The organism is Segatella buccae ATCC 33574 (genome assembly GCF_000184945.1).
GTDB classification, from domain to species: Bacteria; Bacteroidota; Bacteroidia; order Bacteroidales; family Bacteroidaceae; genus Prevotella; species Prevotella buccae.
Genome location: NZ_GL586311.1, coordinates 3,033,980 through 3,048,760 on the forward strand (window position 1 = coordinate 3,033,980; position 14,781 = coordinate 3,048,760).

The following is a 14,781-nucleotide window of genomic DNA, read 5'->3' on the forward strand; positions in this document are numbered from 1 at the left end:
AAAACGGACAAATAGTTTGACAAACTGTTCTACCCCCGAGAACTTTCTACCATCCATCAACCGGACTTTAAGGACCATAGGGCGGAGGGCACGAAAAAAGCGGATGCACCTGTTGACACGATCGTTGTGTCGCAGGTGCATCCGCTCTTTGTATCGGTGTTCGGACAGGAGATCAGCCCTTGGCGATTGATTTCCTTGATGCGGGCTATCAGTTTGCCGGCATACTTGCGGGCCTCGGCTTGCTGCTGCCTGATGGCCTCTTCCGTCTGGCGGTTGGCATAGCTCACGCCGTTGAGCCACATGGCCCCCTGATAGTCGAGGCGGCAGAGCATGGCGGTGGCGGAGAACATCTCTATCATGTGGTGGATGTCGCCCACGGAGCCTTCTTTTCCGGTATAGAACTCGGCCGGGGCACCGGTGGTGAACGAAACAAGAAATTTCTTGCCGCCAAGTACGGCTGTCGAACCGTGTGCAAAACCGTGGACAAACACTTCGTCGAGCCATTTCTTCATCAGTGCAGGCAACGAATACCAGTAGAAGGGGAACTGCCAGACGATGAGGTCGGCCTTGCGCAAGGCTTCCTGTTCGGCTTCCACATTGATGCGGTAGTCGGGATAGAGGGCATCGAGCTTGCGCACCTCGGCTTCGGGAAGCTGCCGGGCTGTCTCGTCGAGGATGGCCGCATTGGCCACGGAGTTGTTGAGGTCGTTATGACCGGAAATGATCAGGATGTTCATTTTGCTTTTTCTTTGATGGTGCTTGTTCGCTTTTGGCGGTTGGTCTGCCGCCTGCCGGGAGGCAAGACACTTGACACCTCATGTGGAAATCTTGTGCTCCGCAGGTCGCATTGGCCGTCCCGGTGCAGCGAATGTCATTTGATGTTGGGCTCTTCCAGTCCGTAGCCGCCTTTCTTGTCGATGAATTTCAGGTAGAGACCGAGCAGCAGTGCAGCCACACCCAGCGAGGCGAAGAGACACATCGGAGCCGTGTAGTTGTATTTCAGCGGGTCGGTGACACCGGGGTTGGAACTTTGCAACACGTTGCCAATGACCATCGGGAAGGCATAGAGGCCGATGTTCTGAATCCAGAATATCAAGGCGTAGGCACTGCCGAGGAGTTTGGGTTCTATCAGCTTGGGAACGGAAGGCCAGAGGGCGGCGGGCACGAGCGAGAAAGAGATGCCGAGCACCACGATGGCCGTGAGGGTGATGAACACATTCTGGGTGGCGGGCACGACGAAAGCGAATGTCAAATGGCACGCAATCATCAGAATGGCACCCAGAATGAGCATCGTGGCACCCTTGCCGCGATGGTCGAGGAAGCCGCCGAGAGCCGGGGTGACGGCTGCCGCACCGAGCGGGAACACGGAGAACACGTAGCCGGCTGACTCGGCCGAGAAGCCGAGGTTGCACTGCAACATGTTGATGGCGTACTTCTGGAAGGGGAAGATGGCACTGTAATAGAGCACGCAGAGCAGGGCCACAACCCAGAACATCTTGCTGGAAAGTATCTTCCCGATGTCGCTCACCTTGAAGGGTTCTTCCTTTTCTTCTACCACTCCCTGTGCGTCGAGCTTTCTGTCCATGAAGCCGTAGGCAATGAAACTGATGAGGCCGATGCAGAGAAGCAGCAGGCTCACGGCTGCCGGACGGCTCACACTGACGGGGGCTATCGATGCGATGAGTGGCGAACCGGCCATCACCACGGCCACACCCACACGGGCAATGGCCATCTCCACGCCCATGGCCAAAGCCATTTCGTGGCCTGTGAACCACTTCACGATGCCTCGGCTGACGGTGATACCGGCCATCTCGGCACCGCAACCGAACACCATGAAGCCGCAGGCGGCCAACTTGGCGGAGGCGGGCATGCCTTCAAACCACGGGGTGACATTCCACCAGGCCTGCGGCAGGTTGAGATGATTGGTGAAGAACGTGTCGAGCGCACTGCCTGCAAAGGCGTCGGTGACGGCGTAGTAGTTGATGGCTCCGCCAATGAACATCACTGTGCCGGAGAGCACTGCGGTGAAACGCACGCCCATCTTGTCGAGGATGATGCCGGCAAAGATGAGGAAGAAGACAAACACATTGAGGAATGTCTCCGAACCGGCATAGTGGCCGAAGGCCTCGGGTGTCCATCCCCGGCTGGTCTGCAAAAGACTTTGCAGGGGCGAGAGGATATCCATGAAGATGTAGGCAAAGAACATCGCCCCTGCCAACAATACGAGGGCAGTCCAGCGCATGGCTTTGCTGTCACTTAGTTTTGCTTGAATTTGTTGTGTCATTGTCTCACATTATTTTTACCTCTTTTCCCTTTGCCCTACCAAAGAGACAATGAGAAAAGAGCTTTTTATACTACTTTATTCCTTTATTTTTTTACCTCTTTCCCTCTTTACTTCTTCTTCAGCCACCGGTCGAGCCAGTTGAAGAACGTGCGCTGCCAGAGAATGCCGTTTTGCGGTTTGAGCACCCAGTGGTTCTCGTCGGGGAAGATGAGCAGCTCTGCCGGAATGCCACGCAGGCGGGCGGCGTTGAACGCTCCCATGCCTTGATTGGCATTGATGCGATAGTCTTTCTCGCCGTGGATGCAGAGGATGGGCGTGTCCCATTTGTCAATAAACTTGTGCGGACTGTTCTCATAGGTTCTCTTGGCGTTGGCCGTGAGGTCTTTGTTCCAGTAGGCATCCTCATATTCCCAGTTGGAGAACCATGCCTCCTCGGTGTCGGTGTACATCGATTCGAGGTTGAACGCACCGTCGTGGGAGATGAACGCCTTGAAACGCTTGTCGTGATGACCGGCCAGATAGTAGACCGAGAAGCCGCCGAACGAGGCACCCACGGCCCCGAGTCGGTCTTTGTCGACAAACGGCAGGTTGGCCACGGCATCATCTATGGCACTGAGATAGTCGTTCATGCACTGCCCGGTCCAGTCGCCGGAAATCTCTTCGTTCCACGCAGAGCCGTAGCCGGGAAGTCCGCGACGGTTGGGGGCCACGATCACATAGTCGTTGGCCGCCATGATTTGGAAATTCCAGCGGTAGCTCCAGAACTGGGAGACGGGGCTCTGCGGCCCGCCTTCACAGAATAACAGGGCGGGATATTTCTTTGTGGGGTCGAAGTGGGGCGGCAGGATGATCCACACCTGCTCCTCCTTACCGTCGGTTGTCTTCACCCAACGCTCCTGCACTTTGGCCAAAGCGAGCTGGTCGAAGATATGCTTGTTCTCATCCGTGAGTTGCACCACTTTGGAGGCCTTGGCCTTCTTGGCCGGAGTGACGGCGAAAAGGTCGTCGGGATGACTGATGGAGTGGCGGGTGACGAGCAGCTGCTTGCCCTCGTTGCCCAGCAGTTGCACCGAGCCGTAGTCGTACCAGCCGTCGGTGAGCTGTTTCACCTGTCCGTCGAGATTGGTCTGATAGACCATCACGCAGGCATGCCAGATGCCCAGGAAGTAGAGCGTGCGGGAGTCGGCAGCCCAGCAGAAGTCTTCCACGTTGGAGTCGAAACTCTCGGCGACATATTTCTTTTCGCCCGTCCGGAGGTCGTAGACACACAATCTGTTGCGGTCGCTCTCATAGCCATTGTGCGCCATACTCTGCCAAGCGATGTACTTTCCGTCGGGCGAGAAGCGCGGATTCACATCGTAGCCCACGTTCATGTCGCCGCTCTGGTGGTTCACGGCCTGTGTCTTCATCGTCTTGGTGGCATCGATGGCCGGTTCCCGATAGTCGGCCGGCTTGCACAGGTTGCGCGTTTCGCGGGTGTCTATATTATAAAGGTAGATGTCGGCATCGGTGGAGATGGCATACTGCACGCCCTCTTTCTTGCGGCACGTGTAGGCCACGCACTTGGAGTCCTTGCTCCAGTCGAACTGCTCGATGCCGCCGAAAGGAGCCAGCGGGCTCTCATAGGGTTGCCCTTCGAGGATGTCCACGCCCCCGTCAACCTTACCGTCGTTGACCTCGGCGACAAACGGATGGGCGATGGTCTCCACGTAGTGATCCCAGTGCCGGTAGTTCATGTCGGTGACGAGACGGCCCGTAGCTTTCGGCAGGTCTGTGGGATTGGCCTTGATGGTGCCGTGGTAGGGGAGGCTCTTGATGAGGAGCACGTGCCGTCCGTCGGGCGAAAACTTGAATCCCTCGATGTCGGTCTTGTCATTGGTGAGCTGCCGGCGGCCGGTGCCGTCGGCATTCATGGCCCACAGCTGTCCGTCGCGCAGGAAGGCGATGCGCCGTCCGCCCTCTATCCAAGCGGCGTCGGTCTCGTTCTTGGCGTCGGTGGTGAGCTGCCTGATGTTCTTTCCGTCGGCATCCATGACATAGAGTATCTGGTGCCCCTTGTTCTCCTTCACGCTGTAATAGCCCACCTGGTAGGCTATCCGCCGGCCGTCGGGCGAAGCCTGCGCCCCCCCGATGCGCCCCATGGCCCAGAGAGCCTCGGGAGTCATGCGGTCGCTTTGGAGCGTGATGTTGTTCTTTTGGATATTCACTTGTGCTTCGGTCTGCGAAAGGCTGCCACCCAGCGTGAGGGCGGCAGCCATGATGGCGATAGTCTTGTTCATTGTATTGGTGTGTTTATTTCTTCTTGGTCTGTTCCATCTGCCGGCGTTGCATTTCCTGCATGGCCTGCAGGCGGGCGGCCAGTCCGCTCTGCTTCTTGGGGTTGTTCTTGTTTTCGCGGTAGCGCGCTTCGAGTATTTCGAGCAGTTTCTTGTCGTTGGTGGTCTTGCGCAAAGTCCACATGATGGCTGCCGAGAAGAACAGCGACACGAAGTAGTAGAAGTTGAGTCCGGAGGAATAGTCGTTGAACATGAAGAAGAACATGAGCGGCATGAGATACATCATCCACTGCATCATCTTCATCTGCTCGGCCTGCTGGCCCACCATCTGGTCGCGCTGCTGGCGCATGGTCATCCACGAATAGAGCACTTGGGCCACACAGAAGAGGATGCATGTGAGCGAGAGATGGTCGCCGATGAGCCACAGGTTGTGGTTCCACTCAAAGAGCGGGTCGAACGTGCTCAGGTCTTTCATCCACAGAAAACTCTGTCCGCGCAGCTGTATGGCATTGGGCACGAAGTTGAACATGGCTATCCAGATGGGCATCTGTATGAGCATGGGCAGACAGCCCGAGAGCGGGCTCACGCCATACTTGCTGTATTCGGCCATCATGGCCTGCTGCTTCTGCATCTGGTCTTCGGGCTTGTCATATTGCTTGGTGGCCTCTTCGAGTTTCGGTTTGAGCACGCGCATTTTGGCCGAGCTCATGTAGCTCTTCTTCACCATGGGGTAGGTGAGCACCTTGAGCAGCAGCGTGATGAGGATGAGCACGATGCCCATGGGGAAGTAGTTGCGCAGGAAGTCGAACACGTAGATGGTGAAGAAGCGGTTGATCCAGCGGAAGAGCGGCCATCCGAGATAGACAAGACGTTCCATCTCCAGCGACTTGCCGAACCGGCTCTCATGTTCCACCTTTTGGAGCAGGCGGAAGTCGTTGGGGCCGAAATAGAACTCAAACTCCGATGGCTGCCTGCCGTTGGGGTCGAAGGCCGTCTTGAGCCGTGCCTGATACTGCTTCAGGTAGCCCGAGCCCTTCTCCTGCGGTATGCTCGTGAGCAGCGCGTTTTTCTGAAAATCGTCCTTGACGATCATCACAGCCGAGAAGAATTGGTTCTTGAACGCCACCCAGTCGATGGACTCCTTGCAGGGTTCGTCCACCTTTTCGCTCGTTTCGCTCAGGTAGTCAGTGCCCCCGGCGGTTTCGTGATAGGTGAGTGTGGCATAGCGGTTCTCGAAAGTGAAACCGCGCTCCTGCTGCTTCACCCTGTCCTGCCAGTTAATGTCGAGCGTCTTCATGTCGGGGGCGAAGAGGCCGCCCATGCCCTCCACGCTCAGTTGCATGTGGAGCAGATAATCCCGGCCGAGCGTGTATTTCAGCGACAGACTGCGCCCTGCACCGGCCGAAGCCGTGAAGGTGACAGTGGAGTCGGTCTGTGCCGACGGCGTGAAGTAGAGGTCTGCCGTGTTGATGTTGGCCTCTTTGGCAGCGAGCATGAACTTCAGACTCTGGTCTTTGCCCTCGAAGAGCGTCACGTCTTTGCGGTCTTTGGAGCCGTCTTTCACGTTGATGTCGTGGCCCACATAGTTCTTTACAACCGCCCGCTCCACGGTGGCTCCCTTGGAGTTGAGCGTGAGCTCCACCTTATTGTTTTTCAGCACCACCCGCTGTTCCTCTCCCTGCATGGCTGCATGGAAGAGTGCTGTGGTGTCGGCAGCCGCCTGTTGCTGTTCGGTTTGCTTGCGGGCGGCGGCATCAGCCTTTTGCGCCTTTTCGAGTTCTCTCTTTTTTGCCTGCGCTATGGAATCCTGCACGAATGCCGCACGCTGTTCCTCGGCCGATGGCTGGCTGTACCAGCTGTATCCGAAGAGGAGCGCGGCTATCAGCACCATGCCGATGATTGTATTCTTATCCATTGATATGCTATGTGTTTACTTTTTATCCTTGTTCTCTATCGCCGTCTTCACGAAATCCACGAAGAGCGGGTGTGGCTTGAGCACCGTAGACTGATATTCGGGATGATACTGCGTGCCGATGTACCACTTGAGGCCGGGTATCTCGACGATTTCCACGAGGTCGCTTTCGGGATTGCGTCCCACGCACATCATACCGTGTTTCTCATATTCGGTCTGGTAGTCGTTGTTGAATTCGTAGCGGTGGCGGTGGCGCTCCTGTATGTGCTCCTGCTTGTAGATGTCGAACACGCGCGAGCCCTGCCGCAGTACGCACTCGTAGGCCCCCAGACGCATGGTGCCGCCCATGTTGGAGATGTTTTTCTGCTCCTCCATGATGTCGATCACGTTGTGGGGTGTCTTCTCGTCCATCTCGCGCGAATTGGCATCGGCATAGCCCAGCACGTTGCGGGCAAACTCGATCACCATCATCTGCATACCCAGACAGATGCCGAAGGTGGGAATATCGTGGGTGCGGGTGTAGTGGGCAGCCACGATCTTGCCCTCGATGCCGCGCTGTCCGAATCCCGGGCAGATGACGATGCCGTCCTGTCCCTTGAGTTTTTCGGCCACGTTGGCCTCGGTGATGGTCTCGGAGTTGATGAAGTTGATGTTCACCTTATAGTCATTATAGGTGCCGGCATGGGAGAGGCTCTCGCGGATGCTCTTGTAGGCATCCTGCAAGTCGTATTTTCCCACGAGTCCGATGCTGACGGTCTTGGTGGCCTTGTTGCGCCGCTCGATGAATGCGCGCCACGGGCCGAGGGTGGGTGTCTCGCCCGGCGTGATGCCCATCTTGCGCAGGATGGCCGTGTCGAGGCCTTGGGCCTGCATACCGATGGGCACTTCATAGATGCTGGGCAGGTCTTCACTCTGTATCACGCAGTCGAAGTCGACATTGCAGAAGGCGGCCACCTTCTTGCGGATGTTCTCGTCGAGATGCTTCTCCGTGCGCAGCACGAGCACGTCGGGCTGTATGCCCACACTCTGCAACTCCTTCACGCTGTGCTGCGTAGGCTTCGTTTTCAGTTCGCCGGCGGCCTTCAGATAGGGCACGTAGGTGAGGTGTACGCTCAGCGCGTCGCGCCCCAGCTCCCACTTGAGCTGCCGGATGGCCTCCATGAAGGGCGCACTCTCGATGTCGCCGATGGTCCCGCCTATCTCGGTGATGACGAAGTCGTAGTGGTATTTCTTGCCGAGGAGCTTCACGTTGCGCTTGATTTCATCGGTGATGTGCGGCACCACCTGTATGGTCTTTCCCAGATAGTCGCCCCGCCGCTCCTTGTCTATCACGGCCTTGTAGATGCGGCCCGTGGTGAGCGAGTTGGCTTTGGTGGTCTGTATGCCCGTAAACCGCTCGTAGTGTCCGAGGTCGAGGTCGGTTTCCATGCCGTCCACGGTGACGTAGCACTCGCCGTGCTCGTAGGGGTTGAGCGTGCCCGGGTCGATGTTGATATACGGGTCGAACTTCTGGATGGTGATGTTGTAGCCCCTGGCTTGCAGGAGTTTGCCTATCGACGATGAGATGATGCCCTTGCCAAGCGAGGAGACCACTCCGCCGGTGACGAAAATATACTTTGTTTCAGCCACGATGTATGAAAGTTTTTTAAGAAAATATGTTCTGTTATAACAAGTTGCAAAGGTAGTGGTTTTTTCGCGTACAGCGAAATAAAAGGCTAAGTTTTTTGCTGCTTCACTTTTTTATTTCTACCTTTGCCGGCGAAAAAGATACACATTGTAGAATATCTTTCACTGACATCGACATGACGAACATTAACAGATATATCCTCGGCCTGACAGCCGTCCTCACGTGGTTTGCGGCCATGCCGGCGGCAGGGCAGGGCAGGGGGGCTCAGAACGGTCATTCCGCGGGGCGGCCTGTGGCCGGAATCTATGCGAATTATCTTGACTCTCTTTCGTTGCTTCACCGGCGCGTCGATTCGCTCCGGGCCAAGAGTAGCACCACGGGGGGGGGCGGCCTGCGGGCTGCGACCTCGGTGCTTTTCACACCGCTCACGTTCTATCACCGGCCTGCGGCCCGCTTGTTCAGTCTCGACAGTACATCAACCGGGCAATCGACTGCAAACCAACTGATAGACGGCGCACTGATGAATATCTACTTGAAACGCCCCGACCTTGTGAAAACGGGGGAGGGCGACCTCGATATCGTGAACATCATACCGGCTGACAAGGCCGAGCGGCCCGTGCGCGTGGAGCCTAAAATCGTGGACGACATCGTGGTGCAGCCCATGCAGACGGATGTGGTGCCGGTGGATGTGTTGGTGAAAAAACCTAACTTTTGGACGATTCTCGGTGACTACAACCTGCAGTTTATGCAAAACTATGTGTCGGGCAACTGGTATAAGGGCGGCGAGAGCAACTACTCGATGCTGGGCTACGTGGTGATGCAGGCCAACTACAACAACAAGCAGAAGGTGAAGTGGGACAACAAACTGGAGGTGAAACTGGGTTTGCAGACATCGCGCGGCGACTCCATCCACTCCTACCGCATGACTGAAGACCTCCTCCGCTATACCACCAAACTGGGCTTGCAGGCCACCCGACGGTGGTACTACACCGTGCAGGTGATCGCGCAGACGCAGTCGCTGCGCACCTACAAGACCAACGACCAGCGCATCTATGCTTCGTTCATGGCTCCTTTTTCTTTGAACCTGTCTGTCGGTATGGACTACAACGTAGAACTGTTCCGCAAGCGGCTCACGGGAAGTGTGCATCTCGCCCCGATGGCCATGAACTGGAAATATGTGCGCCGTCCGGAACTGGCCACCCGCTACGGCATCGATGACGGCAAGAGGCAGCTGACCGACTACGGTTCGGAGTTAACCGTGGATCTGTCGTGGAAGTTCTGCGACAACATCAACTGGAAGACGCGCTTCTACGGCTACACCACCTATAAGCGTGCCGAACTGGAGTGGGAGAATACGTTTGTCTTCCGCTTCAACCGCTACATCGCGGCCAACATCTTCCTCTATCCCCGCTTCGACGATGGGGCCAAGTACGATGTTCGCCACGGCTACTTTCAGCTCAAGGAGTATTTGAGCCTCGGTTTCTCCTATTCGTTTTGAGGAGGGGGAGCCTCCCCCGACCCCTCCGAAGGAGGGGAGGGCCTCGCGGAGGAAAGCCTGCCCAAGCCTTTGGTGGGGCGGAACTTTCCACCAAAGGGTGGGGTGGTTGATATTTGGGGGGACGGAACTTTCTACTGAAGGACGATTGGGTTGATAGTTGGCAAGACGGAATTTTCTACTGAAGGACGATTGGGTTGATAGTTGGCAAGATGGAGTTTTCTAATAAAGGACGGGCCGGCTGATAGTTGGTGGGGGGCATTCTGAAAAGATGGTTGTCAAACTATTTGTTCGTTTTCGGCCTCTGTGCTTGCGATATTTTCAAAGGAAAGGCCACTCGCCGTAAATGGGCGATTTTGACGGTGTTTTTAAAACGCTGATTATCAACCGTTTGATTTTTGTTGACATCTATCCGGACTTGAAAACGGGCTTGAAAGGGCCCAACCGGGATTACGAAATGGGCACAGTTGCATCGCAACTGTGCCCATTTTTGCTTCCAAGTGTGGCTCTTTCGCAAACTCAATGACCCCGGACGAGAAGACAAGCGAACCTTTTCTGTTGTCTGAAGCCGACTTCCCGTTCCGGTTGGAGAGTTTTGGCGGATGTGTTTTTGTTGGGATTATTCGCCACTATCAGGTATCTTCTTCACGCGGCGTTCGTGGCGGCCGCCCTCGAAGGAAGCTTTGAAAAACTCGTCCATAATGGCCTCGGCTGTCTTGTTGTCGATGAAGCGGCCGGGGAGCACGAGCACGTTGGCGTCGTTGTGTTGGCGGATGAGTTCGGCTATATCCTTGCTCCAAGCCAGTCCGGCACGCACACCCTGATGCTTGTTGAGCGTGATGGCCATGCCCTCACCGCTGCCACAGATGGCAATACCGGGATAGACTTCCCCGCTCTCGATGGCTTTGGCCAGTGGATGGGCGAAGTCGGGATAGTCTACACTCTCGTCACTGTAGGTGCCGAAATCCTTGATGGGGTAGCCCTTCTTCTCTAAATAGTCTAACACAAATCGCTTCAAGGGGAAACCGGCGTGGTCGCAGGCCAGTCCAACTGTCTTTACTTCCATAGTCGTATAAATTTAAAATTCAAATAGTTAAATATTCAAATGTTTCTAACATTCAAAGATTCAGGCATTCAAAGACTCAAAAATATCGGGCAGTAGGGGCAGTGCTTGATGCCTGCCCCTACGTTTCGGAGAAACGTTCTCCCACATCTGCGGCCGAACGAACGCGTTTGGCAGAAACATTCCCGAGTCTGCGGGTGCGACCGGCCGATGGCGTGTGATACGATTTTTCAAATCGTGCGGGCAGGCATCAAGCACTGCTCCTACACGTTGGGGAAAGGCTTTTGAATCTTTGAATGCTTGAATTTTTGCATCTTACTCTACAGCATGGCTTTCACCTGCTTGTAGACATTCTCGCCCGTGTAGCCGAGTTTCTCGTCAAGCACCTTGTAGGGAGCGGAGAATCCGAAGCTCTCCAAGCCCCACACCTTGCCGTTGGCTCCCACGAGACCTTCAAGGGTGACGGGCAGACCGGCTGTCAGACCGAATATTTTGCTGCCTGCGGGCAGGATGCGCTCTTGATAGTCCTTGGGTTGGCTGCGGAAGAGACCCTCGGAGGGAACGCTCACCACACGCAGTTTCACGCCGTCTTGGCGGAGCAGCTTGGCACCGGCTTCGAGCGTGGAAACCTCAGAACCGGAAGCGAGCAGAATGACATCGAACTGTTCGTCGGAGCCGGCCACGATGTAGGCTCCTTTCTCGGCTTGACCGTAGTCGTTGCCCTCGGGCAGCATCTCGATGTTCTGGCGCGAGAGGATGAGAGCCGTCGGGGTGGCCGTGTTTTCCATGGCCATGCGCCAGCACACAGTGGTCTCCTCGGCATCGGCCGGACGCACGACGAGCATACTGTTGCGCCCGTGGTGGTTTTTGAGTTTCTCCATGAGCCGGATTTGCGCTTCCTGCTCCACGGGCTCGTGGGTGGGGCCGTCTTCGCCCACGCGGAAAGCGTCGTGGGTCCAGATGAACTTCACGGGCAGTTCCATCAGTGCAGCCATGCGCACCGCCGGTTTCATGTAGTCGGAGAACACGAAGAATGTGCCGCAGGCAGGAATCACACCGCCGTGCAGGGCCATGCCGATGCAGCAGCAGGCCATGGTGAGTTCGGCCACGCCGGCTTGGAAGAAAGCACCGCTGAAGTCGCCGCGCTGCAGGTCGTGGGTCTTCTTGAGGAAGCCGTCGGTCTTGTCGGAGTTGGAAAGATCGGCACTGGCGCAAATCATGTTGGGCACCTGCTCGGCCAGCACGCTCAGCACCGTGGCCGAAGCACCGCGGGTGGCGGCGCCGGCTTTTTGTTGCACCTTGCTCCAGTCTATCTTCGGGGCCTTGCCGCTGAACCACTCTTCCATCCGGGCGGCCTTCTCGGGATTGGCTTTGGCCCACGCAGCCTTTTCGGCATGGCGCGCGGCCACAATCTTTTTGAGTTCCTCCTTGCGGTGGGCGTAGAGTTTCTCCACCTCGGGGAATATCTTGAAGGGATGCTCCGGGTCGCCGCCGAGATTCTTCACCGTGTTCACGAAAGCCTCGCCGCCAAGCGGAGCACCGTGGGTCTTGCAGTTGCGCTCATAGCTGGAGTTATCGTCCTTGCGGGCACCTTTGCCCATGATGCAGTGCCCGATGATGAGCGAGGGACGCTCGGTCTCGGCCTGCGCCTTGCGGAGGGCTTCACGAATCTGGTCGCAGTCGTTGCCGTCTATCTTCTGGACAAACCATCCCCACGCCTCATATTTCTTGGCCGTGTCTTCCACGGTCACCACCTTGGTCTCTGTGGAGAGCTGGATGTCGTTGGCATCGTAGAACATGATGAGGTTGTCGAGGCCCAATGTGCCGGCGATGCGGCCTGCGCCCTGCGATATTTCCTCCTGCACGCCGCCGTCGGAGATGTAGGCATAGATGGTCTGGCGCATCACGTCGCCCAGACGGGCCTTGAGAAATTTGGCGGCGATGGCGGCACCCACGGCAAACGTGTGCCCCTGTCCCAGCGGCCCGGAAGTGTTCTCGATACCGCGGGCGAGTTCACGCTCGGGGTGGCCGGGAGTCACCGAGCCCCACTGGCGGAGCTGCTGCAGGTCGTCGAGCGAAAACTTGCCGATGAGTGCCAACTGCGAGTAGAGCATGGGAGCCATGTGGCCCGGGTCGAGGAAGAAGCGGTCGCGGCCTTCCCACTCGGGATTTTCGGGGTCGTAGACGAGAAATTCGGAGTAGAGCACGTTGATAAAGTCGGCTCCGCCCATAGCACCTCCGGGGTGGCCCGATTTGGCTTTTTCGACCATTGAAGCAGCCAGAATACGGATGTTGTCGGCTGCAAGATTCATTGTTTTTTTATCGTTCATGTGTTTGATGATGGGTTATCTTTCTTGAGGAGTTAAGGGAATTAAAGGGAGTTAAGGAGTTAAGGCAACGGCCTTGTCGCTTACAGACATTGGAGACCGGCACTCGCTTCGCCCGTCAGACATCGGAGCCGACAGCCTTATAGCCCGGCTGTGTCCCTCTACCTATTGACAATCCGCAGCCTGTCCTTTTGGCGGGCAGGCAGCGGACATCACGTGTTGCAAATATACTATTTTAAATTTAAAACGACGATTGATTTGGCAGGAATTTTTACCGTAAGGGTGTTTTTCTTCACCTTGGCGTCGTTGAAAGCCTGCGGTTTCACCACATCGGGGTGCTCAAAGTCGTTGTAGTCGTTGATTTTCTTCGACGTGAGGATGCTGCCCGTGGCTGTCTTCACGGCTTTTGCGCCCATGCCGTCGAGACTCACCTTCACCTCGCGGGCCTTGTCGAGCATCACGTTGGCCAGTGCCACCACGATGGAGCCGTCGGCTTTGCGGGCTGCGGAAATGCTCACCTCGGGAATGTTCTCCTGTCCGTCGGCGTGCGGATAGACAGCCGTCTGGAGGTCGACGGGCAGATAGGTGGCTTCTTGGAAGTCGCGATACATCTTAAACACATGGTAGGTCGGTGTGAGCACCATGTGTCCCGTGCCCTTGGTGTCGGTGAGAATCATCGACTGGAGTACATTCACCACCTGTGCGATGTTGGCCATCTTCACCCGTTCGGTGTACTTATGGAAGATGTTGAGCGTGAGGGCGGCCACCATCGCGTCGCGCATACAGTTTTGCTGGTAGAGGTGTCCGCGTATGGTGCCCGGTTCCTCGTCCCACCAAGTGCCCCATTCGTCCACCATGAGGGCCACGTGGTTCTTGGGGTCGGCCTTGTCCATCACGGTGATGTGGTCTTTCACCAGTTCGTCCATCTTGAGGCTGGTGAAAAGTGTGTTGTAGTATTCGCCGTCGGTGAAGCGGGTGGCAGACCCGTGTTTGCGCCAGTCGCGCACGGCATAGTAGTGTAGAGACACGCCCTGCATCCGGTCGCCGATGCGCTCCATGAGCACCTTCGTCCAGTTGGTGTCGCCGGCATTGGCCCCGCTGGCGATGCGGAAGAGGCGGTTTTTGTCGTCGTAGTTGCGCAGATAGGTGTTGTATTGGCGGAAGAGGTCGCTGTAATATTCCGGGCGCATGTTGCCTCCGCAGCCCCACGCCTCGTTGCCGATGCCGAAGTATTTCACTTTCCATGCCTTCTCGCGCCCGTTCTGGCGGCGCAGTTTGGCCATCGGTGTGTCGCCGTCGCTGGTCATGTATTCCACCCATTGGGCCATTTCCTTCACCGTGCCGGAGCCCACATTGCCGCTGATGTAGGGTTCGCAGCCCAACATCTCGCAGAGGTTGAGGAACTCGTGCGTACCGAAGGAGTTGTCTTCGATGGTGCCTCCCCAGTTGTTGTTGCGCAGGGAAGGTCGCTTGTCACGCGGACCGATGCCGTCCATCCAGTGATAGTCGTCGGCAAAGCAGCCGCCCGGCCAGCGCAGCACGGGCACGTGGAGGTCTTTCAAGGCCTGAAACACATCGTTGCGATAACCCTTGGTGTTGGGGATGGGGGAGTTTTCGCCCACCCACAGACCGCCGTAGATGCAGGTTCCGAGGTGTTCGGCAAACTGTCCGTAGATTTCCTTGTTGATTTTTTGAGTGCCCTTGTCGGCATGGATGGTGGCTGTTGCGTCTTGGGCATTCACGCCGAGGGCGAACGCTGCAGAAAGGAGCGTGGTGGTAATAAGTCGTTTCATGATT

Annotated in this window: 10 protein-coding genes; 2 read left to right on the forward strand and 8 right to left on the reverse strand. The window is 56.6% G+C overall.

Annotated elements, in window-relative coordinates; genetic code table 11:
• Positions 1–56: 56 nt before the first annotated feature.
• The 5 genes from HMPREF6485_RS12060 to HMPREF6485_RS12080 all read right to left on the reverse strand — a co-directional run bounded on the left by HMPREF6485_RS12060 (position 57) and on the right by HMPREF6485_RS12080 (position 8,101).
• A complete protein-coding gene (locus HMPREF6485_RS12060) occupies positions 57–737 on the reverse strand; it encodes an NAD(P)H-dependent oxidoreductase (protein WP_004346842.1) in 681 nt (226 codons plus the stop codon).
• Positions 738–871: 134 nt separating this feature from the next.
• Positions 872–2,284: an MFS transporter gene (locus tag HMPREF6485_RS12065; RefSeq protein WP_004343168.1), complete on the reverse strand. Its 1,413-nt coding sequence runs from the start codon at positions 2,282–2,284 to the stop codon at positions 872–874.
• 107 nt (positions 2,285–2,391) lie between these two features.
• Positions 2,392–4,563, reverse strand: coding sequence for a S9 family peptidase (locus HMPREF6485_RS12070; RefSeq protein ID WP_004346844.1), 2,172 nt, complete (start codon positions 4,561–4,563; stop codon positions 2,392–2,394).
• 13 nt (positions 4,564–4,576) lie between these two features.
• Complete coding sequence (gene yidC, locus HMPREF6485_RS12075) at positions 4,577–6,475, reverse strand: membrane protein insertase YidC (protein ID WP_004346845.1); 1,899 nt, start codon at positions 6,473–6,475, stop codon at positions 4,577–4,579.
• A gap of 15 nt (positions 6,476–6,490) precedes the next feature.
• A complete protein-coding gene (locus HMPREF6485_RS12080; RefSeq protein WP_004346846.1) occupies positions 6,491–8,101 on the reverse strand; it encodes a CTP synthase in 1,611 nt (536 codons plus the stop codon).
• A gap of 173 nt (positions 8,102–8,274) precedes the next feature.
• Between HMPREF6485_RS12080 and HMPREF6485_RS12085 the strand changes: the two genes are divergently transcribed.
• Positions 8,275–9,597: a DUF3078 domain-containing protein gene (locus tag HMPREF6485_RS12085; protein WP_004346847.1), complete on the forward strand. Its 1,323-nt coding sequence runs from the start codon at positions 8,275–8,277 to the stop codon at positions 9,595–9,597.
• Between the two features lie 343 nt (positions 9,598–9,940).
• Positions 9,941–10,120, forward strand: coding sequence for a hypothetical protein (locus HMPREF6485_RS12090; protein WP_004346848.1), 180 nt, complete (start codon positions 9,941–9,943; stop codon positions 10,118–10,120).
• Positions 10,121–10,213: 93 nt separating this feature from the next.
• On the opposite strand, the gene rpiB is transcribed toward HMPREF6485_RS12090, so the two are convergent.
• From rpiB to HMPREF6485_RS12105, 3 genes are all read right to left on the reverse strand, one after another.
• A complete protein-coding gene (gene rpiB, locus HMPREF6485_RS12095) occupies positions 10,214–10,660 on the reverse strand; it encodes a ribose 5-phosphate isomerase B (protein WP_004343174.1) in 447 nt (148 codons plus the stop codon).
• Between the two features lie 317 nt (positions 10,661–10,977).
• Entirely contained in the window at positions 10,978–12,987 is a 2,010-nt protein-coding gene (locus HMPREF6485_RS12100; protein WP_004346849.1) for a transketolase family protein, read from the reverse strand.
• Positions 12,988–13,214: 227 nt separating this feature from the next.
• Positions 13,215–14,777 (reverse strand): alpha-N-arabinofuranosidase, encoded by a 1,563-nt coding sequence (locus HMPREF6485_RS12105; protein WP_004346850.1) that lies wholly within the window; start codon positions 14,775–14,777, stop codon positions 13,215–13,217.
• Positions 14,778–14,781: the final 4 nt, after the last annotated feature.